Consider the following 20603-nt stretch of genomic DNA (forward strand, 5'->3'; position numbering starts at 1 on the left):
AACATCGCCTGACAACTTACGGGCGGTAAACCTTAATATTCTCAAAGCCTTGCTCTTTCAAGTACAACGCTTGCAGACGGCTCATTACGCCACGGTCGCAATACAACAGGTACGTTTTCTCTTTTGGTAAATCACCAAATTGCGTGCCCAGTTTGTAGAATGGAATATGTTTAATTTCAATTCCTTCAACCTTCAATGGCTTATCTTCAAACTCATCAATTGAGCGAATATCTAAGATAACTTCATTATCTGCCGAAAGTTGGCTAACCATCTCAACTTCAGGTACTTTCTCAAGACTTTCTTGTGCAATCTGACGAATATCAATGTTTTGCGCCTGCTCAACGACAGACTCTAAGATACCAAAATCGAAATTCTCTTCTTCCGCTTCAATACGCGCTTTCACCGCTTTCACCGTTGGGCTTTTCGAGATCACACCGCAATATTCCGGCATGGTTTTCGCGAAATCTTCCGTACCAATTTGACGAGCTAACTTGATAATGTGCTCTTTATCATGAGAGATCAGCGGACGTAAAACTAATGTGTCGGAAGCATTATCGATCAAACGCAAGTTCGTCAATGTTTGGCTAGAAACCTGTCCAAGTGCTTCACCGGTGACGATAGCTTGAACACCGTAACGCTCTGCCACTTTAGAAGCCGCACGTACCATCATACGTTTTAATACGACGCCCATTTGACCGTCATCGACTTTCTCTAGAATCTCAGCCACAACAGGTTCAAAGTTAACTGCAATAAAACGCACTTTATGGGAGCTGCCAAAACGGTTCCATAAATAGTGAGCAATTTGCTTCACACCAATTTCATGGGCAGCACCGCCAAGGTTAAAGAAGCAGTAATGCACTCGGCAGCCACGGCGCATTAACATATAGCTGGAAACCCCTGAGTCAAAACCACCCGAAATCAGTGACAGTACATCTTCTTGAGTACCAATTGGGAAACCGCCGATCCCTTCGATGCGCGCTTTCACAAGGATCAAATTGTCATCTTCAATTTCCAGATGTACGGTGGTATCAGGGTCTTTCAGTTTCACTTTCGCGGAGGCGATATGCTGGTTCAAGCCGCCGCCGATATAACGCTCTGCATCAATGGATGAAAACTCGTGTTTACCACGACGCTTCACACGCACACAGAACGTTTTGTTCTCCACAGATGCCCCGTAGGCTTCCAGTGTCATTTCAAAAATATGGTGTAAACTGGTGAAAGGCTTCTCTTCCACTTCTAAGATGTGGTGGATGCCGGGAATACGGCTCAGCATGTCACAAATTTCGTCGTGCTTTGATTCCCCTTTAACACGCACTTCAATGTTATCCCAATTACGGACAACCGAGATCTCTTCGCCAAGACTCTTCAATACATTGCGGATATTACTGGTTAGAATTTTAATAAAACGGAGTCTAACTGTTTGGCTTTTGATAGTGATTTCTGGGAATAACTTAATAATAAACTTCATAGTCGTGGCATGTTCTTGGTTAGTGGGGCAAACGGACGTTGCGAAAAAGTGACTTTTGTGCACTTTACCAGTTGTCAATAAAGAGGCGTATTATAGCACTATCTTGCGTACTGAATCTAAAAACACCAATAATAAATTGTAACCATTGCGAGACTAAGTTAGTCTGCACAATAATTAAAGTTCCCCCACTTTTAAGTGATTTAACATTAGTGATTAACGATTATGGCTAAAGAAAAATCTCAGCAAGTTCCTACCGTTAGTTTTGAAAACTCCCTTCAAGAGCTGGAGCAAATTGTCGCTCGCTTAGAATCCGGAGAGCTACCTTTGGAAGATGCTTTAAACGAATTTGAACGAGGTGTCCAAATTGCTAAACAAGGTCAAAAAGTCCTCCAGCAAGCAGAACAACGTGTCCAAATTTTGCTGAGCGATGACGAAAATAAAGCCCTCGACGATTTCTCACCTGATACAGAATAAATTATGTCCGAACAACACCCAGACGCCTTTGTGCGCCAGCAACGCCAAGCTCACGATAGAGTTAACCAATACCTATTGACCTCATTAGACGCGCTCCCTTTTGCTGATTTGCCTTTAGCGCAAGCCATGAAATACGGCACTTTACTCGGTGGTAAGCGCTTACGCCCTTTCTTAACCTATGCCGTCGGTGAAATGCTGGGAGTTAGCCTGGATAACTTAGATGCGCCAGCTGCCGCTGTAGAATGCATTCATGCTTATTCGCTGATCCATGATGATTTACCTGCTATGGATGACGACGACCTGCGCCGCGGGCAACCTACTTGCCACATTAAGTTTGGTGAAGGTAATGCCGTACTCGCCGGCGATGCCTTACAAACATTCGCTTTCCAATTACTTTCCAGTGCGTCCATGCCTAATGTTTCCGACAAAGACCGCATTGCGATGATTGCTGAATTGGCTTATGCCAGCGGTTTAGCGGGTATGTGTGGTGGGCAAGCCTTAGATCTTGATGCTGAAGGCAAACGGGTTGACCTGATTTCACTCGAGCGTATCCACCAGCATAAAACTGGCGCGTTAATTCGAGCCGCTATTCGCCTCGGCGCCTATGCAGCAGGTAATAAAGGTCACCAAGCATTAGTAAGTTTAGATAAATACGCTGAATCTATTGGGCTTGCCTTTCAAGTTCAAGACGATATTCTAGATGTCATCGGAGACAGCACAGTGACAGGCAAACGCCAAGGTGCTGATGAACAACATGAAAAAAGCACTTATCCATCACTGTTAGGTCTTGACGCTGCCCAACAAAAAGCCAAAGAGCTCTATCAAGATGCGATCACGGCTTTAGAATCATTGCAATCCCAAGGTTACAATACGGAGCTGTTGAGAGCTTTAGCCAATTTTGTTATTGAGCGCAAAAGCTGACAATATGCTTTGCCTTTTGGTATAGATAAGACCGATAATTATAACATTGATTACCTGAGTAACTTAGAGCCGTTGTGACGACTTATAAAATACGATGAACGCAAAAAAATCACGGTCAGCAACCGCTCGACGTTAACAGGCATCGCCCTAATTAATTTAAGTAGTGAGCACCTAATGAGTATAGATACCGCGAAATATCCAACGCTGGCACTGGCAGAGACGCCTGATGAACTGCGCCTTCTGCCAAAAGAAAGCTTGCCAAAGCTTTGTGATGAACTGAGACAATTTCTACTAAATAGCGTCAGTCGCTCGAGCGGTCACTTTGCATCAGGATTGGGCGCCATTGAATTAACGGTTGCTCTGCATTACGTCTATAAAACTCCATTTGATAATCTTGTCTGGGATGTCGGTCACCAAGCGTATCCGCACAAAATTTTGACTGGGCGCCGCGACAGAATCGACACCATACGTCAAAAAAATGGGTTACATCCATTCCCATGGCGTGCCGAAAGCGAGTACGACATTCTTAGTGTTGGTCATTCCTCAACCTCCATTAGTGCCGGTTTAGGTATGGCTATCGCCGCAGAAAAAGAAGATAAAAACCGTAAAACAGTTTGTGTCATCGGTGATGGTGCCATTACGGCGGGTATGGCTTTTGAAGCCATGAACCATGCTGGGGATGCTGCCCCCGATATGCTGGTTATCCTCAACGACAATGAAATGTCGATTTCAGAAAACGTTGGCGCGCTGAATAACCATTTAGCCCATTTACTTTCCGGCAAGCTGTATACCACACTGCGTGAAGGTGGAAAGAAAGTTTTCTCGAATATCCCGCCAATCAAAGAGTTACTCAAGAAAACGGAAGAACATATCAAAGGCATGGTTGTTCCTGGCACAATGTTTGAAGAGCTAGGCTTTAACTACATAGGCCCTGTTGACGGGCACGATGTGATTGCGCTGATCCAAACGTTAAAAAATATGCGCGAGTTAAAAGGCCCTCAATTCCTGCACATTATGACCAAAAAAGGTCGTGGCTATGAGCCGGCAGAGAAAGACCCAATTAGCTGGCACGCCGTACCTAAGTTTGACCCTGCTACTTTTACATTACCAAAAAGCAAAGACACCAGACCGACATTCTCCAAAATTTTTGGGGATTGGCTGTGTGAAGAGGCTAAAGGTGACGATAAACTGATGGCCGTTACCCCGGCGATGCGTGAAGGCTCTGGTATGGTTCGTTTCTCGAAAGAGTACCCAGACCAATACTTTGATGTCGCGATTGCCGAGCAACACGCGGTCACCTTCGCAGCAGGACTTGCCATTGGTGGCTATAACCCAATCGTGGCAATTTACTCGACTTTCTTACAACGTGGTTACGACCAAGTGATCCACGATGTCGCTATCCAAAAACTCCCTGTGATGTTTGCTATTGACCGTGCGGGTATCGTCGGTGCTGATGGCCAAACTCACCAAGGATCATTCGATATTTCATTCTTACGTTGCATCCCAACTATGGTGATCATGACGCCAAGTGATGAAAATGAATGCCGTCAAATGCTGCACACTGGCTACCACTATCAAGAAGGCCCTACCGCGGTTCGCTATCCTCGTGGCGCAGGTACAGGGGCGGAATTAATGCCATTAGCACCGCTTGAAATTGGTAAAGGAATTGTTCGTCGCCAAGGCGAAAAAGTGGCGATCCTCAGTTTCGGTACATTACTGAGCAACGCTTTAGAAGCCGCAGAACAAATCAATGCTACCGTCGTCGATATGCGTTTTGTGAAACCATTAGATGAAGCGCTGATCTTAGAAATGGCCAATACCCATGACCTGATCGTGACGTTGGAAGAAAATGCGATTATGGGCGGCGCAGGCAGCGGTGTGAATGAATTCCTGATGAGCGAGAAGAAAATTCTCCCTGTTCTGAACCTGGGTCTACCGGATTTCTTTATTCCTCAAGGCACCCAAGATGAGTTATTAGCGGATCTCGGTTTAGACGCGACAGGGATCGTGAGCGCCATCAATACTTACCAGAATAAGTAACTTATAAAAATTAGGGCGTTACCACAAAAGTAACGCCCTAATTCACTAACTGATTAGCCTCACTCTTAGCGCATAATTATCGACAATTCCGCACTGCCACTCACCTTACCCGCCACATTATTACCACGAGAATAAAGCTCATACACGAGTTCATTATTAAAACTGACATTGGTTTGCTGAGCGGTGATTTTAGCTAAATCAATTGGGTTCTGATCTAAAGTAATTGGTGTTTTATTACCGTTGACCATGACGTACATTTTGACATACGCGCCTGCCTTCTGCTGGGCATTTAATAAGTTCACTTCCAGATTATTACCTGCGTAATATTGCGGCTTCACATTGCCTGATAACGAAATCGTCGCTGCGATCTTATTCGCAATTTGATCGCACTGTACTGACATGTTGTTTCGCATGGTAGAAAGCAACTCATTACTTTTGCTACTCGCACTATGGGAACCAAAATTCACATAAGATGGCGTGTTGAGAGTACAAGTTAATCCTGACACCGTAACGACAATATTCTCCGCTTTCGACACTAATCGGCTGGTTCTTGTTCCATTTCGAGGGTTTTGAATCACTATTCCAATATCATCTGCTAATCGGTAAGTTCCACTTCGTTGATTACCCGTTCCATAGATTAACATACGACCTGTTGCAGTGACATTATGACGCATTGTGGGTGTGGGAGTGCTTTGATTAGGAGCCCAAAGGCAATCTCCAGTTCCTAATTGCTCATTGGTTCCTGAGCCCCACCCATTAAAGTGCCCAGTAATCGTGTCGATATAACTATTATTAGCACCTTGGTCTCGTCTATCCGTAAACACAAATTCCGGTACTAGTATCATTGCACCGTTTGCGATGGGCATGCCTTTTACCCCATCAATTGCACTCACGATGCCAGCCGCATCGACACAATAGTTGATATATCCATTAAAGTTATTATAGAGCTGAACATAATAAAATTTTTCTGTATCGCCCCATGAAGGGGCGTCTGTATATGAAGACACTGTCGTACTGTATTCACCGTAAACCCCAATCAAGCCCCTGCCATTAAGCACCGTAACATTACCTGCAAAACTCTGAGCAATGCTAATTAGCATCAGTAATGTGCTCATTACTAGATTTTTTAAACTTGATAATGTCATCTTATTTATTGTATTCATTTTCATAAAATATCCAGACCACTTAACGGCATGACAGAGTTAAATTGCGTAATGACGAATAGGCGTTTTCTGTGGATTTATCCATATTGAAAGGCGCTTCACAGCGCTCGGAACCACTTTTTCCCCACTTGATGACTATCTGCCCTGACTCCGGCAACCCACTTAAATAAACGCGTCCGTTATCACTCACAATGCCCGAAATAACGTCTTCTTCTGCGCTATCATCTTGATGCAATGTCGCAATGGCGCCCATTGGAACCTGATTTGGCTGCTGCAAGGTGACCATCGCTTGATACCCTTTTAAGGTTTTAAAGTTCGCTCTCACAATAGCCCCTTTGGTTGGGTAGAGATTCAACGCATTCTCTTTGCTTTCGACGTTTTCAGGTAATGTATTCACATCCAAGTTGGCGATATTTTGCGTATAGTCTGATAAATGCGGAATAATACCGTAGCCATTGGCATCGATAACCGTTGAGCCATTATTCACCTTAGTTCCCGCTGCATCCGGTGCATAAACGATAGCTGCCGAATTGCCTAAATATTGGCTTAGAGAAACACCGCCTGAATGGACAACCATTCCACCGGAGGCATTGACATACATCATTTGGCTATCACGGCCATAACTATATCCACCACCGTAATACCCTTTACTGCCTTGATAGCCCACATTCACTGAGCTTGTCATTTTTTGGTCGAGATTATCGCCACTTTCAGTCAGCTGATAACTCAGTTTGTTATCTAATAACTGACCATTAATACCAACCTGCTGGTAAGTGCGCCCAGAATTATCATGGCTTACTTGGAACGTACTATTAATACTCTCAATATTCTTGTGGTCACTGAAAATGCTGAACGGAATGCTCATATTGAGGCTAACTTGCTTATTTTCAGGCCAATTTCCATTACCTTCGGTACGACTAATGCTGTAATCGATGCCATAGTTGATACCACGATAAAAGCCGTTATAGCCAATACCCAACGTCGTCACAGTGTCAGACTTACCCCAATAATCACTGCGCATTCCGCGTAAATAGATAGAGCCCCATTTGCCCAAAGATTGGTTAATGTAGGTTTGGAAACTGCTACGCTGGCGACCATTAAGCCACGGTGCGACGTTCTCTTTTAACTGGTAACCCGCTTGGTTGAAATCTGCAAAACTGTAATATTCTTTCGTTGAGTAGCGCAGTGCGGTTAAGTCAACGGATGTGCCACTTTCCGATAAGTTTTTGGAATAGCGAACACGAAAAGATTGCCCTTGTTTGCTTTCATGATTAATCGAGGCTTGTGCATGCGTAACATCCATGGAAAGCGCCCCAAAGCTACCGAGTGAAATCCCTGTTCCAACCATGCCACTCCAATAATGATTTGCCCCAAGCAACCCTGTATACAGAGTGATTGCCTTCGGTAAACCATAGATCAACGTTCCCATAATAAACTGCTGCTCTTTGGAGCCATCTGTGATCCCACCATCATATTTACCGGCAGCAACTTCATATTTAACACCGCCAGCACGTTGCATGACAGGCAATGAAGAGAATGCTTGGGTGAATACACGGGTGGTACCATCTTCCTCTTGTACAGAAACTTCTAAGTCCCCTGCCGTTCCCGTTGGATAAATATCATTGATGACAAAAGGCCCTGGTGCCACATAGGTTTGATAAATAATGTTGCCATTTTGTCTGATGATGATCCGCGAGTTAGACATTGCAACACCACGAATTTCTGGCGCAAATCCGCGCTCTCCTTTGGATAACATTTGTTCATTTGATAACAAACGGATCCCTTTAAATGGAACGCTATCAAAGACATCACTGAGTGTGCTGGTTTCACCAATCACTAACTCGGAATCTAAGCGTTGAATGTCCCGTGAAACCGTTGTGCGTGAAAATTCACTTTCCCGATGGCTGGTACTGTAGCCATTGCTCTTGGATTTGTTTTCCATATACAGAAAGTTTGAACGCAAGCGCCACGCTGCCAAGTTAAAACCACCGCTAATATTGGCATACAGCGAATCATTGGTATTTTTGCCACTTGCACTAGAGCCACTGTGCTTTTGTTTACTACCATTAACTTGATAGTTAAACAAAAACGCAGTGATCCCTTGATCCAATAAACTCGGGTCTATCGCACCACGGGATTTTTGACGCATAGCGACTTGAGGAATATTGATGTTTAAATCCAACTTGGATACATCAAACTGCACTTGAGAGTCTGGCAGAGCAGCCTCTAAAGACGTGATCGGTTCATCTTTTGGTAAGGATCTTAATGTTGGAATACCCTCAACATTTACCCCATATTCATCCAATAATACAGGGGTAATTTCCGGCACGATATTCCCCGCCGCATCTGCAGAAAAATAGATCTCTTTTTGCCCTTGGTCTTCTTTATTGATCCTCAGCGTAACCATATAACGCCCCGCCGTTACCGATTCAGAACGCGTAAATGCAGATAAATCAATGCTATCTATGCTAGTTCCTTCAGGTAGATTTAATAGTGTTGGATCAAAATAAGGTTCTGCCACCGCATTCCCCATGGATAAACAGCACGCCAGAGCCAAAGCAATCGGGGAAATGGCAAAAACGCCATCACGCATTTTAGCTTTCATGCTCGCCCCTCACTTCCACCTTTGTCGGTATGCTGTATTCATTCAATACACGCCACGTAATCGTGCCTGATACGTTTTTTTCGAGAGAAATGACCTGTTGCCCAAAAGGCGCAATTCCATGGGTGAATTTCTCTACTGGCACGTCATAATCCCCCACAGATAAGCTAGCTAATGTCATAGAGAGTGGCGTTGGATTGTTAATCGTGATTTTGCTGCCTTGTGCTGTGATATCTAATTTTGCGGTTTGTGCGTCTAAACGTAATTCTTCAATTTGTTTAGGGCGATACAGCATTTTTAAATAGATAGTTGGCGCCAAAATAAATTGTGATGCGGCTTTATCATTAGCATCAGATACAGGGATCACTTTCAGCGCAACGTAGAAAACGGTTTCTCTATCGGTAGCGAGTTTTCCATCATTAACACGCTGAATACGCCAGTTAAAACGTTCATTGATATTTAATTTATGTAATGGTGGCGTAATCAAAAAAGCCTCATGGCTTTCCCCTTGATGTTCCGTCAAAGGTAAACCCGTTTGAAGATCCGTCGGTACAATTTGTGCTTGAATCAATGCCGCTTTTGAGGTGCCATTTTGTAGACCCGCAGAGATCCCTTTGGTATTACTTTCCAAATAGACCAAACGTTCAGGTGAAAAATGAAAACCTTCATTTATCTCTGAAGCAAACGCATGGCTTAGCGTCATCATCAAAACCCATCCACACAGCGATTTCATTACTGACATAACGACCCCTTATTCTCCTTCACTGAACCCGAGTAAGGTGCAGTATCACCACCGTAATCATTGATGGCTTGCCAACGCATCGGCGTTTGTACAGAAATGGAATCTGAAATCGCCAATGTCTGATGACTAAACGGCGCCACCATCGTGCCAGCTAACTGAGCAAACACTTGATTACCCACTTTGACTTCGCTGAGCGTAATAAAATAAGGGGAGTGATTCGCAACACATAAACCTTTCGGCAATGTGTGAAATTGCAGGTTAGCAACGGCAGCATCTGGCGACTGTGCAAATTTTACGGGACGATAAAATAGCTTAATGACTAAGCGAGTGCCGATTGATAATTGCGCCGCTGAATTTTCCGTTAATTCAGGAGAAACACCTGGAATAGCAATCGCGCTAAAATAGAAAATTGATTCTCTATCTTGAGGCAATGATTCTGGAGAGCTTTGTAATAAGACTTTCATAGTTTGCTGTTTATTCGCATCTAAACGATATAAAGGTGGAATAACAGAAAACAGTGGCGATTCTTGGGTGCCCGTTGGTGTATTAAATACACCGGATTGAATTAAATAAATGTCATCACTGTCATTGGTTAATGTCACTGATTGCTGAGTGTCGGTATCGCTCCAAATAATACGACTTTTTTCTAGAAGCAATCCCGCTTGTGCTGAATTAACGTTAATGCTAATTAACAACACAAATAAATGAGAGATAAAAAGTAATGTACCTGTTTTCTTAAACATAGTTGAAAGTATTCCGTTATTTTTATTATTAATAGATTCATCACTCAATAAACGGCTCAATAAGCTAAAACGGTAAACATCATGGTGGCTTTAAATGTGCCTAATTGAATTTTCTGAACGTTTTGGCAATTTCCACATGAAAGCGCCGTGACCACTGTAATTTGGCTTCCTTGATTGCTGGTCGCAGATAAATCCCAAACCGAATCCCCGCTAACCTTATTTTTCCCATCGGCTTTTAATCGAATACCCACACCGCCTGAAGAACCACTTTCCTTAAACAAGGTTTCTTTATTCATGACTTGGCTAGGGCCGGTCACAATGACTTTGCTACCACTTAATGTACCCAGACCGGAGCAGTTGGCTAAGGTTAAAATCACATTGCGATTTAGAGCGGTACTAACACCAGAGTCATTATCAACAATGGTTTGGGGCTTCACTTTTCCATAAGCCACCACACTTTCGGAGAGGTTTACATCGCACGTTCTACGATATAAATGTGCATCAAAGTTAATACTCACCGTGTTTGAAGCAGCAAACAGTTCCCCTGTAAAAACGAACAATGAAGCCATGAGAAAATATGAATATTTGTTCATATCGCCTCCATTTATGGCATCACAACAGTGAATAAGATTGCAGCTTTCACTGCACCTGCGGTGACGGTGTTATTACCGACTTGGCGAATAAAACCTACCGTAAAAGGCTTTTCGCCATCAGTAGCGCCTGCGGATAGAAGTACCGAATCACCATTGACCACTGTTTTACCTGCATTGTAATAACCAGAAAGATCCTTCACCGCGCCATCTTTCAGCATAAAACCAACGCCTTTGGCGCCTTTTGGATCTGCTGTTAAAAACAAATTGGTATCGGTAGCTGTATTCCCTGTTACTTTTATTTCAGGGCGAGCATTGGTTTCATAACCCGTACATTTATACGACAAACTTAATAGTTGGATATCTACCGCATCATTCGCCACAAACTCACCGACGGAAGGACGTCGTTTGAATTCAATCAATGAAGGGCTAACCGCAATATCGCACTCTCCTGCATTGTCGATTTCTGCTGTCAACTCTAAGGTATTTGCTGCATTCACTTCGGGTATCGCCACAATGGAAAATATCCCAGCAAAAAGCGCCCATCGATACTGTCCCAGTTTAAGGTTGTGAATACTCACTTCGTCCCCCAAGATCATTGATGGCAGCCCATACTTTTTTGCCTTTTTTCACCGGGGTTGGATAATCCATGCTGGCAAAAGGCGCTATCATAGTGTTGTTCATTTCAGGGTTTAACGTCACCGCTTTCCCCCCTACACTCAATGATGACAATGTGATGTAATATGGCGATGGATTAATCACTTTGATTCCGTTCGCTGTCTCTTCAAATGTCAGGCTACCTTGAGCTTGCTCTACCGTTAATGTCAGGTTTTTAGGGCGATAGAAAACTTTAATCACACTCTCTAATGCAATTTTCACTTCACCTTTCATCGCCGCATTTTGCTGCCCAGCGTTCTTTTCACTTGCCGCAATGGCTCTAGCATGAAAATAAAAAACAGATTCCCTATCTTTTGGTAATGCGGATGCTCCAGCACCTTCTACTAAGCGAACATCGCGCTGCTGGCTTGATGCGAGATAGAACATAGGAGGAAGCACATCTAAAGTTTGGTCTTGCGCCGTACCTTTGGCGGTTTTTGTCAGATAAACCTGAACCAAATATTCTTCCTTCTCTGTACTATTGCGCAGAGTGACAGGGACTGACTGATTTCCTTGGTTGAAAATAACCCGAGTGGTATTGATACCGACTCCAGCCGCAGACGTCATTCCTATTTGAATAAAAAACAGAGTTGCAAAAACAGGAAGCGTACGGAGTAAAGTTAATAATTTCATTTTTTATCTTCTCGTGATGAGTTAAAAAGTGAAATGGCAGAAACCTGCCATTTCACGGCAAACTTACTCGTAGCTTACAGAGAAAGTAATCGGCGCTTCGATACGCTGTGAATTTGGAGTTGCCACTGTTGAGTTCAACGCAACACTCATAGGGATCACTGCAGAGCCTTCTTTGGTCAGTGAATCAATGCTGCTTAACTTAATGGTTGAATTTGGCTTAACAGGTTGCTCATCCGCTTTAACTTCCACGCCCACAGTACCTTTCTCGATATTGTTGAATAACGACGTGTTTGCTGCTAAAGCAGTACCTTTCGCATACATTTGAACGAATTTAGTACCGCCTTCTGCATCAAAATCTTTACTACAGTTAGATAAGCTCATATCAAAATTATGAGTACTACCCGCTACAGTTCCAACCGTTTGAATATCTGAAGAGATAAATGTTCCTAAATCGATATTGGTATTTGTGACGCTTAAATCACATGTTGCAGCAGCAATATTCCCAGTTACTGTTACTTGTGCGTTCGTTGCAGACATTGCTGCACCTGAAAAACCTAAGCCAGCAGCGATAGATAATACGATCAGATTTTTTTTATTAATTAACATAGTAAACCCTTATTAATAGACAATATAAAATTGAGATAAATATATTTTTATCAAAACAAAACCGAGATGACTTTATTAAAAAATAACAAGCCAAATAGAAAAATTTAATTTTTCTAAAAAATAAATTAAGGCGTGTTTTATAAAAATTAATTCTTGCTTGTTATTTTCTAAGCATACTACTTGAATATTCTTACTCGGTATACGCACCTCAAGAGTCATATCAGTAACAATCTGTAAATTGCCATTTCATAATAAGACCCTAAAAATACACCTATGATTAGTAAATTTAATTGGGAACTTTAACTTTACTCTATTTTTTGTTGCATTTATTTAACAAAAACACCCCAAATAAATCATATCTACAAATTTCACATTTAAATAAATGAAAACCATTCCCATTTAAATAATCAGAGAAATATACCAAACATCACGCATACGTGAATTTGACTAAATCATTTTTTCTCAGAACAGAAAAACAAAAAATAAAATAACCACCCAAATTTCGAGTTAATATTAATTCTTTATTTTTTACAATTTTTAATAAATAAGAAATAGTGATGAAAGGATAATTACAGTGAAATTAATTTTTACAAATAAGGAAATTTTTATTTTTCAAAATGAAAATAAATTTAACTTTAATCATAAAAAATAAAAGTAAAAATAAAAAATAGTTTAGGATAAGAATAAAGACCTAGTATTTAACTAGGACTTTATTTGTTGAAAAAAGATATTTTTATCTTTAAAGGAGGGAGTTAACTCAAATCAAAAGGCATCACCTGATAGTGCACTAATAGCCAAATCGTCACATAGGCAAATATGGCAGCAATAATGTCATCAATCATAATGCCAAACCCGCCACTGACTCGGCGATCAAAAATACGGATTGGCCAAGGTTTCCACATGTCGTAAACACGGAAAATTAAAAAGCCAGTGAGAACCCACTGGATACTCACCACAGGGATGGCCATTAGTGTAATCCACATGCCAATAAACTCATCCCAAACAATACTGCCATGGTCATGGATCCTCATATCATCGGAAGTGCGTTGGCAGATCCAACATCCAAACCAGAATCCAACGACGATAATAACCCATAGGCTCCAAACAGGGAGTTTGTCCATTAGCAACCAAAATGGAATGGCGGCTAATGAGCCCATTGTGCCGGGAACAATTGGCGATAAACCACTTCCGAACCCCGTCGCTAGAAGGTGCCACGGATTACGCATATTTAATCGTTTCTTTGCTGCTGCTTTTTCTTGAGCGGTCGCCATGGACATCTTCCTAAACAAAATGATCGAAGCCCTTGAGGTCAACCTCAACAGCTTGGTTATCACAAAAATAACGGATCCCTTCGGATTGGGGCTTAATTTGACCAATACAGGTAAAACCTGAACCCGTATGAGCAAGCGCAACTTCTAAGGCTCCCCGATTCATTTCAGGTACCGTAAAGCATAACTCATAGTCTTCCCCACCACTTAGTGACCAAATCCTTGCTTGCTCAATAGAACAATTCTGCTTCAACGCATCAGACTGTGGTAAGGCATCGAGATTGATCCGCGCTCCGCAACCGCTCGCTTTTAATATATGGTTGAGATCGGAAACTAACCCATCTGAGATATCAATCGCAGATGAAGCTAAATTGCGTAAAGCCTGCCCCTGTAAAATGCGTGGTTGTGGGCGTAAATGGCGCTCAATCAGCCACTGTTTATGCTCAAGGTTTTCAGCATGTAATCTGTCTTGCAGTATCGCAAGCCCTGCCGCGCTATCTCCCAACGTGCCCGTTACATAAATCCAATCACCATTACGTGCACCAGAGCGAGATAACGCTTTGCCAGCCGGTACAAGACCATGAACGGTATAAGTTAAACTCATTGGCCCACGAGTCGTGTCTCCCCCAATCAGCTGCATTCCATAGTAATTCAATTGATCAAACAACATATCGCTAAAAGATTGTAGCCATTCACTATTTACACTTGGCAAAGTAATGGCGAGAGAAACCCAGGCGGGATCAGCTCCCATCGCAGCAAGATCACTTAAATTTGAAGCTAGGGATTTATAGGCAAGGTCAGCGGGAGAGATATCGGGTAAAAAATGAATACCGGAAACTAGGGTGTCGGTACTCACAGCAAGTTGCTGTTTTTCAGGGATAGTCATTAGCGCACAATCATCGCCAATACCGATATTAACATCACGTCGGTTTACAGCTTGGCGATTAAAAAAACGTGCGATGAGGTCAAATTCGCCATATGACATGGTAGATTTTCCATTTTCGCTATGTCTCACTTGTCATAAACTGAAAAGCCAGACATAAGTACTAGAGTAGACTGGAACCCAGCCTACCCATTATGACTTACGTATTACAGGAGGGAACCTGATTATGTTTATTTCTTACGACGTACCGCAGGTGCTGCTTTATCTAACACACCGTTGACAAACTTATGGCTATCTTCAGCACCAAAAACTTTCGCTAATTCAATACCTTCATTGATAGCAACTTTGAAAGGTACATCTTCTCTATAGCTTAGTTCATACATTGCTACACGTAAAATCGCTTTCTCAACTTGACCTAACTCTTCTAACTGACGAGATAAGTAAGGTGACATTAATTGATCCAGCTTCGTAGCATTGTTTGCAATACCAGAAATCAGCTCACGGAAATAGGTTACGTCAACGTCAGACATGTCCTGTTCAGCAATAAACTCATATTCTACGTCGGCAATAGGATTACCGGATAATTGCCATGAATAAATGGCCTGTACAGCACACTCACGAGCGCGACGACGAGCAGCAGGTTTCACAAGATTCCCCTTAAATAAAAAAAACTACACAGCATATCTCGAACTCATAGAACCGAGATATGACGCGCATTATTTGCCTTTTACAGCTTTAATCACATTAATCATTTCGAGAGCGGTCAGTGCAGCTTCTGCACCTTTGTTACCTGCTTTAGTACCAGCACGCTCAATGGCTTGCTCGATATTTTCAGTGGTTAATACACCGAAAGTCACAGGAACTTCGCTATTTAATGCAACATGAGACAGACCTGAGCTGCACTCACCTGCAACAAATTCAAAGTGGGCAGTACCGCCACGAATAACAGTACCTAATGCGATAACTGCATCATATTTTTTGGTTTCAACCAGTGCTTTCACTGTCAGTGGTAATTCATAAGCACCTGGTACCCAAACAACGGTGATGTTATCTTGAGCAACTTGGCCAATACGCTCTAACGCGTCAACAGCACCGTCCAGCAGGCTATCATTAATAAAGTTGTTAAAACGAGCGATAGCGATAGCAACACGCGCTTTTGGCGCAGCAACAACACCTTTGATTACGTTCATAATCTTCCTCAAATATTAATTACAACCCGCGGGGCGCGGATTTTATCACATTCTTTAGGTAACCGTACGAGTGAATTTCAGCAAACCGCTAAAAAAACACATTTACCATACAGGGCGTAACCTGACGCGAAGGTCATTTCCGACTTTTTCAACATCAGTAAATTCAAATTGAGGCGCATCTGATAATGCGCTTAATTCAGGGAGACTCACTAACCCACGTGCAGTATCCCCAAGTAATTTAGGTGCGATATAGACGATCAGTTCGTCGACTAAACCTAGTTTTAATAACGAGCCTGCAAGCTTAGCGCCCGCCTCTACCCAAATACTATTCACATTACGTTTCGCTAATTGCATCATCAAAATCACTAAATCGATGCCATTATCATCTGCAGGGATAGCAAGTTGTTCGACATTGCCCTGCCATGTTTCTGTGGTATCCGGCGTTGGGCGGATTAGCCAGCATTCACCTTCTAACTGTGTCACTTTATGTTCGGGCTTCACGCGATTGTGTCTATCTAACACAATACGAATAGGTTGGCGCAGCTTTTCTTCTGGGTATTGTGCTTGAACATCCGCAGGTAATTCGTTCCAACGCACCGTCAAAGCAGGATCATCAGCAAGCACCGTATTACTGGTACTCAAAATAGCACTAGCTTGAGCGCGCAGCACTTGAACATCTTTACGCGCCGCTGGGCTCGTGATCCACTTACTTTCCCCATTCGCTAATGCGGTCTTGCCATCTAATGATGCGGCGAGTTTTAATTGAATGTAAGGAAATGCGGTACGCATGCGTTTTAAAAAGCCACGGTTTAGTGCCTCGGCTTCTTCCAACAGAATATTGCTGGCAGTTTCTATTCCCGCTTGAGATAACATAAATAAACCGCGGCCAGCCACTTGAGGGTTAGGGTCTTGCATTGCCGCGACAACGCGGGTGATCCCCGCATTAATTAACGCTTCTGCACAAGGTGGGGTACGGCCGTGATGGCTACAAGGCTCAAGGGTCACATAAGCTGTGGCGCCTTTCGCTTTATCACCCGCCATTCGAAGTGCATGGACTTCCGCGTGCGGCTCTCCCGCTTTTTGATGGTAGCCCTCGCCGACAATTTCACCGTCGCGCACAATCACGCAACCCACATTTGGGTTCGGTGATGTCGTAAAACGTCCTTTTTTTGCCAACTCAAAGGCTCGGGCCATGTAGATATGGTCTTGTTCAAGCATCGGTATTAGTCCTGTAACTTGGCAATTTCTTCGCCAAATTCACGTACATCTTCAAAACTACGATAGACAGAGGCAAAGCGAATATAAGCCACTTTATCGAGTTTTTTGAGTTCATCCATCACCAAATTACCAATCAACTTAGAGGGAACTTCACGCTCGCCAGTCGCTCGTAGGTGGGATTTAATAGAAATTATGGCTTGATCAATAGCATCGGAACTGACAGGACGTTTTTCTAAGGCTTTCAACATGCCTCGGTTGAGCTTTTCTTCATCGAAAGGTTCGCGAATGTCGTCACTTTTAATTACCCGAGGCATAACAAGTTCCGCCACTTCAAATGTGGTGAAGCGTTCATGGCAAACCAAACACTGGCGGCGCCTGCGCACTTGTGAGCCTTCACCAACCAGACGCGAGTCAATCACTTTCGTATCTACAGCTGAGCAAAATGGGCAATGCATAGGAATTCCTGATTCTATTTTATAGGGTAGATAGTGTAACTCAGACCTGAAATGAAAAACACCCTGAGGATTATTTATCCTCAGGGTGTTTATGAGACACGAATGCCTGTATTCGTTATGGTAATAAAGACTCTTGGTCTGCGCCTTCTTTCTCGACTTTCGCCTGAATTAAGTGCTCACGCTTCATACCCATCTTCAGTGCTAATGCAGAAGCCACGTAGATAGATGAAATCGTACCAATTGTCACACCGATTAACATAACCAGTGAGAAGCCTTCTAACATCGCGCCACCAAACAGGTACAGCATCAGAACCACTAATAATGTCGTTGCTGATGTCATGATGGTACGGCTCAATGTTTGGGTCAAAGAGACGTTCATGATTTCGTACGGTGTACCGCGACGGATCTTACGGAAGTTTTCACGGATACGGTCAGATACCACGATACTATCGTTAAGGGAGTAACCGATAACTGACATCAATGACGCCACGATGGTCATATCAATCTCAATGTGGAATAGAGACAGAATACCTAAGGTGATCACCACGTCGTGAGCCAGTGACAGTACGGCACCCGCCGCTAAACGCCATTCGAAACGGAAACCAACGTAGATCAGGATACAGATAAGCGCTGTTAATAACGCTAATGCCCCTGTTTGTGCTAACTCAGCACCTACGCTTGGTCCTACGAATTCAATACGCTTAACCGTCGCTTGCTCATCAACGTTTTTATTGATGATAGTAATGATCTCTTTACCGACTTCTTGACCCGCTACGCCTTCAACTGGCGGTAAACGGATCATGATGTCTCGGCTGCTACCAAAGTTTTGGATTAATGGATCTTTATGATTCGAGTTAGACAGGCTATCACGAATTTTATCCAAATCAGCAGGCTGACTCAGGTTGATTTCAATGACGGTACCGCCCGTAAAATCAAGTCCCCAGTTAAAGCCTTTCACACCGATAATCACGCAAGAAGCGATCAGTAAAACGATAGAAATGCTAAAGGCAACGTTGTCCCAGCGCATGAAGTCATAGACTTTACGGCCATAGTTCAATTGTTCAACAGTATAATCCTGTGCCACAACGTGCTCCTTAAATTGACAGCTTGTTAATACGTTTACCGCCGTATAGCAGGTTCACGATTGCACGTGTACCAACAATAGCTGTAAACATAGAGGTTGCGACACCAATCGCTGTCGTGATCGCAAAGCCTTTAATCGAACCAGTACCCACTGCATACAGAATAATTGCGGTGATTAAGGTCGTTAAGTTTGCGTCGGTAATACTTGAGAAGGCGCCTTTATACCCTTCGTGGATCGCTTGTTGCACTGAGCGTCCATTGCGAAGTTCTTCTTTGATACGTTCGTTTATTAGAACGTTGGCATCGACGGCAACCGCAAGGGTTAGGACGATACCGGCAATACCTGGCATGGTTAGCGTCGCCCCTGGTAACAGAGACATCACACCCACGATTAAGACCAGGTTAGCCATCAGAGCACTACTCGCAATCAGACCAAATTTACGATAGTAAATAATCATAAACAGGATAGAGGCTAACAGACCCGCGATACACGCTTTCAGACCTTGCTCGATGTTTTGCATACCCAATGTTGGACCGATAGTACGCTCTTCAACAATTTGGATTGGCGCAATCAATGCACCCGCACGCAGCAGTAAAGATAATTGACGCGCTTCGTTCGCGTTATCAATTCCCGTAATACGGAATTTGCTACCGAAACGAGCTTGGATACGCGCGGCGTTAATCACTTTTTCATCTTTAACTAAAATCGCTCGACCTGCAGCATCTTTTTTACCACTGTCTTTGTATTCAACAAACAGGGTTGCCATCAGCTTGTCTTGGTTGTCACGAGTAAAGTCAGACATGATTGAGCCACCGGCACTATCAAGGCTAATACTCACTTGCGGATAACCATTTTCATCGGTTTCAGATGTAGAATCGGTGATATGGTCACCCGTTAAGACAACACGCTTATACAGAACATAAGGCACGCCATTACGATCAGATTTAAGCTCTGAGTCACCCGGAATTCGTCCACTTTCTGCCGCTGCGCTATCTACGCCAGTATTCACTAAGCGGAATTCTAAGGTTGCAGTTGCACCTAAGATTTCTTTTGCACGCGCAGTATCTTGGATACCCGGTAATTCAACAACAATGCGATCCGCACCTTGGCGTTGAACCAGTGGTTCAGCAACACCTAATTGGTTAACACGGTTACGAATGATCGTGATGTTTTGAGAGACAGCATAGTTACGCGCTTCACGTAAGCGCTCATCTGTCATAACAGCAATCATGGTGTTATCGCTGCCGTCAGAAAACACTAAGTCTGGGTATTTACGCGCCAGTGTTTTCTCAGCAAGACTGCGATCATCAGCGTTACGGAAGCGAACTTCGACGCTGTAATCACTGCCTTTACGAATAGAAGAGTACGCAATACCTGCTTGGCGCAAGTCATTACGCAAACCATCCATGTTTTGTTCCTGCAATTTACCTAATGCAGTGTCCATATCTACTTCCATCAGGAAGTGAACCCCACCACGTAAGTCCAGACCCAGCTTCATCGGTTCACCACCGAGAGCTTCAAGCCATTTTGGTGTAGCAGGTGCAAGGTTTAATGCAACAACATACTGGTCACCCAGTGCATTCATGATGACTTCACGAGCACGTAACTGAACGTCAGAGTTGTTGAAACGGGCTAAAATTGCCCCATTTTCGAGAGCAACAGATTTGCTCTGAATTTTGTCTGTTTCTAAAGCTTTTTGGACTTGGATCAGCGTTTGTTCATTGGCGGCGGTTCCCCGCACGCCAGTGATCTGAACAGCCGGATCCTCACCATATAGGTTTGGAAGTGCATACAGCAAACCGATGAGGATCGCAGTGATCAACATCAGATACTTCCATAAAGGATAACGGTTTAGCACGGCAGTTC

19 protein-coding genes and 1 pseudogene are annotated in these 20603 nt (G+C 43.3%); 3 read left to right on the plus strand and 17 right to left on the minus strand.

All coding sequences use genetic code 11. The features are described from left to right. Positions 1-16: 16 nt before the first annotated feature. Positions 17-1468, minus strand: a complete 1452-nt coding sequence (thiI, locus tag GKR74_RS04740; protein ID WP_036953873.1) for a tRNA uracil 4-sulfurtransferase ThiI — start codon at positions 1466-1468, stop codon at positions 17-19. Between the two features lie 222 nt (positions 1469-1690). Here thiI and xseB point away from each other — a divergent pair, with 222 nt between their 5' ends. The 3 genes and pseudogenes from xseB (at position 1691) to dxs (ending at position 4903) form a co-directional block, all read left to right on the plus strand. After that, positions 1691-1942, plus strand: a complete 252-nt coding sequence (gene xseB / locus GKR74_RS04745; protein ID WP_036953869.1) for an exodeoxyribonuclease VII small subunit — start codon at positions 1691-1693, stop codon at positions 1940-1942. Positions 1943-1945: 3 nt separating this feature from the next. After that, a pseudogene (gene ispA, locus GKR74_RS04750) lies at positions 1946-2860 on the plus strand ((2E,6E)-farnesyl diphosphate synthase); the annotation flags it as partial. Positions 2861-3037: 177 nt separating this feature from the next. Next, positions 3038-4903, plus strand: coding sequence for a 1-deoxy-D-xylulose-5-phosphate synthase (gene dxs / locus GKR74_RS04755; RefSeq protein WP_154602740.1), 1866 nt, complete (start codon positions 3038-3040; stop codon positions 4901-4903). 65 nt (positions 4904-4968) lie between these two features. On the opposite strand, the gene GKR74_RS04760 is transcribed toward dxs, so the two are convergent. The 16 genes from GKR74_RS04760 to secD form a co-directional block, all read right to left on the minus strand. Continuing rightward, positions 4969-6018, minus strand: coding sequence for a hypothetical protein (locus GKR74_RS04760; RefSeq protein WP_230089121.1), 1050 nt, complete (start codon positions 6016-6018; stop codon positions 4969-4971). A 70-nt stretch (positions 6019-6088) separates the two neighbouring features. After that, positions 6089-8671: a fimbria/pilus outer membrane usher protein gene (locus GKR74_RS04765; protein WP_230089122.1), complete on the minus strand. Its 2583-nt coding sequence runs from the start codon at positions 8669-8671 to the stop codon at positions 6089-6091. Continuing rightward, positions 8661-9410, minus strand: a complete 750-nt coding sequence (locus GKR74_RS04770) for a fimbrial biogenesis chaperone (protein WP_154602742.1) — start codon at positions 9408-9410, stop codon at positions 8661-8663. The genes GKR74_RS04765 and GKR74_RS04770 overlap by 11 nt, the downstream gene beginning before the upstream one ends. Then, complete coding sequence (locus GKR74_RS04775) at positions 9401-10153, minus strand: fimbrial biogenesis chaperone (protein ID WP_154602743.1); 753 nt, start codon at positions 10151-10153, stop codon at positions 9401-9403. Before GKR74_RS04775 ends, GKR74_RS04770 begins: the two co-directional genes overlap by 10 nt. Before the next feature lie 56 nt (positions 10154-10209). Then, the gene (locus GKR74_RS04780) at positions 10210-10746 is read right to left on the minus strand and encodes a fimbrial protein (protein ID WP_230086589.1); all 537 of its coding nucleotides are present in this window, start codon (positions 10744-10746) and stop codon (positions 10210-10212) included. A gap of 11 nt (positions 10747-10757) precedes the next feature. Beyond that, entirely contained in the window at positions 10758-11324 is a 567-nt protein-coding gene (locus GKR74_RS04785; RefSeq protein WP_232368825.1) for a fimbrial protein, read from the minus strand. Then, positions 11305-12033 (minus strand): fimbrial biogenesis chaperone, encoded by a 729-nt coding sequence (locus GKR74_RS04790; RefSeq protein WP_154602745.1) that lies wholly within the window; start codon positions 12031-12033, stop codon positions 11305-11307. Before GKR74_RS04790 ends, GKR74_RS04785 begins: the two co-directional genes overlap by 20 nt. A gap of 63 nt (positions 12034-12096) precedes the next feature. Beyond that, positions 12097-12639 (minus strand): fimbrial protein, encoded by a 543-nt coding sequence (locus GKR74_RS04795; RefSeq protein WP_154602746.1) that lies wholly within the window; start codon positions 12637-12639, stop codon positions 12097-12099. Positions 12640-13391: 752 nt separating this feature from the next. Then, positions 13392-13910: a phosphatidylglycerophosphatase A gene (gene pgpA / locus GKR74_RS04800; RefSeq protein WP_154602747.1), complete on the minus strand. Its 519-nt coding sequence runs from the start codon at positions 13908-13910 to the stop codon at positions 13392-13394. 10 nt (positions 13911-13920) lie between these two features. Beyond that, complete coding sequence (thiL, locus tag GKR74_RS04805) at positions 13921-14892, minus strand: thiamine-phosphate kinase (RefSeq protein ID WP_154602748.1); 972 nt, start codon at positions 14890-14892, stop codon at positions 13921-13923. A 128-nt stretch (positions 14893-15020) separates the two neighbouring features. Then, on the minus strand, positions 15021-15437 hold the full coding sequence (gene nusB, locus GKR74_RS04810; RefSeq protein WP_036953841.1) for a transcription antitermination factor NusB: 417 nt from the start codon (positions 15435-15437) through the stop codon (positions 15021-15023). Positions 15438-15506: 69 nt separating this feature from the next. Then, positions 15507-15980, minus strand: a complete 474-nt coding sequence (gene ribH / locus GKR74_RS04815; protein ID WP_036953837.1) for a 6,7-dimethyl-8-ribityllumazine synthase — start codon at positions 15978-15980, stop codon at positions 15507-15509. Between the two features lie 102 nt (positions 15981-16082). Further along, positions 16083-17198, minus strand: a complete 1116-nt coding sequence (ribD, locus tag GKR74_RS04820) for a bifunctional diaminohydroxyphosphoribosylaminopyrimidine deaminase/5-amino-6-(5-phosphoribosylamino)uracil reductase RibD (protein WP_154602749.1) — start codon at positions 17196-17198, stop codon at positions 16083-16085. 5 nt (positions 17199-17203) lie between these two features. Beyond that, positions 17204-17653: a transcriptional regulator NrdR gene (nrdR, locus tag GKR74_RS04825; RefSeq protein ID WP_006662792.1), complete on the minus strand. Its 450-nt coding sequence runs from the start codon at positions 17651-17653 to the stop codon at positions 17204-17206. Between the two features lie 115 nt (positions 17654-17768). Then, complete coding sequence (gene secF, locus GKR74_RS04830; protein WP_181478017.1) at positions 17769-18737, minus strand: protein translocase subunit SecF; 969 nt, start codon at positions 18735-18737, stop codon at positions 17769-17771. Between the two features lie 10 nt (positions 18738-18747). After that, entirely contained in the window at positions 18748-20595 is a 1848-nt protein-coding gene (gene secD, locus GKR74_RS04835) for a protein translocase subunit SecD (protein WP_071992161.1), read from the minus strand. Between the last annotated feature and the right edge of the window lie 8 nt (positions 20596-20603).

The organism is Providencia sp. wls1914, from assembly GCF_009706645.1.
GTDB lineage: Bacteria > Pseudomonadota > Gammaproteobacteria > Enterobacterales > Enterobacteriaceae > Providencia > Providencia zhijiangensis.

What these genes read in the sequence shown, in the direction of transcription:
- thiI (WP_036953873.1), bottom strand. Translation starts at nt 1,468, where the DNA reads ATGAAGTTTATTATTAAGTTATTCCCAGAAATCACTATCAAAAGCCAA.
- xseB (WP_036953869.1), top strand. Translation starts at nt 1,691, where the DNA reads ATGGCTAAAGAAAAATCTCAGCAAGTTCCTACCGTTAGTTTTGAAAAC.
- dxs (WP_154602740.1), top strand. Translation starts at nt 3,038, where the DNA reads ATGAGTATAGATACCGCGAAATATCCAACGCTGGCACTGGCAGAGACG.
- GKR74_RS04760 (WP_230089121.1), bottom strand. Translation starts at nt 6,018, where the DNA reads ATGAGCACATTACTGATGCTAATTAGCATTGCTCAGAGTTTTGCAGGT.
- GKR74_RS04765 (WP_230089122.1), bottom strand. Translation starts at nt 8,671, where the DNA reads ATGAAAGCTAAAATGCGTGATGGCGTTTTTGCCATTTCCCCGATTGCT.
- GKR74_RS04770 (WP_154602742.1), bottom strand. Translation starts at nt 9,410, where the DNA reads ATGTCAGTAATGAAATCGCTGTGTGGATGGGTTTTGATGATGACGCTA.
- GKR74_RS04775 (WP_154602743.1), bottom strand. Translation starts at nt 10,153, where the DNA reads ATGTTTAAGAAAACAGGTACATTACTTTTTATCTCTCATTTATTTGTG.
- GKR74_RS04780 (WP_230086589.1), bottom strand. Translation starts at nt 10,746, where the DNA reads ATGAACAAATATTCATATTTTCTCATGGCTTCATTGTTCGTTTTTACA.
- GKR74_RS04790 (WP_154602745.1), bottom strand. Translation starts at nt 12,033, where the DNA reads ATGAAATTATTAACTTTACTCCGTACGCTTCCTGTTTTTGCAACTCTG.
- GKR74_RS04795 (WP_154602746.1), bottom strand. Translation starts at nt 12,639, where the DNA reads ATGTTAATTAATAAAAAAAATCTGATCGTATTATCTATCGCTGCTGGC.
- pgpA (WP_154602747.1), bottom strand. Translation starts at nt 13,910, where the DNA reads ATGGCGACCGCTCAAGAAAAAGCAGCAGCAAAGAAACGATTAAATATG.
- thiL (WP_154602748.1), bottom strand. Translation starts at nt 14,892, where the DNA reads ATGTCATATGGCGAATTTGACCTCATCGCACGTTTTTTTAATCGCCAA.
- ribH (WP_036953837.1), bottom strand. Translation starts at nt 15,980, where the DNA reads ATGAACGTAATCAAAGGTGTTGTTGCTGCGCCAAAAGCGCGTGTTGCT.
- ribD (WP_154602749.1), bottom strand. Translation starts at nt 17,198, where the DNA reads ATGCTTGAACAAGACCATATCTACATGGCCCGAGCCTTTGAGTTGGCA.
- nrdR (WP_006662792.1), bottom strand. Translation starts at nt 17,653, where the DNA reads ATGCATTGCCCATTTTGCTCAGCTGTAGATACGAAAGTGATTGACTCG.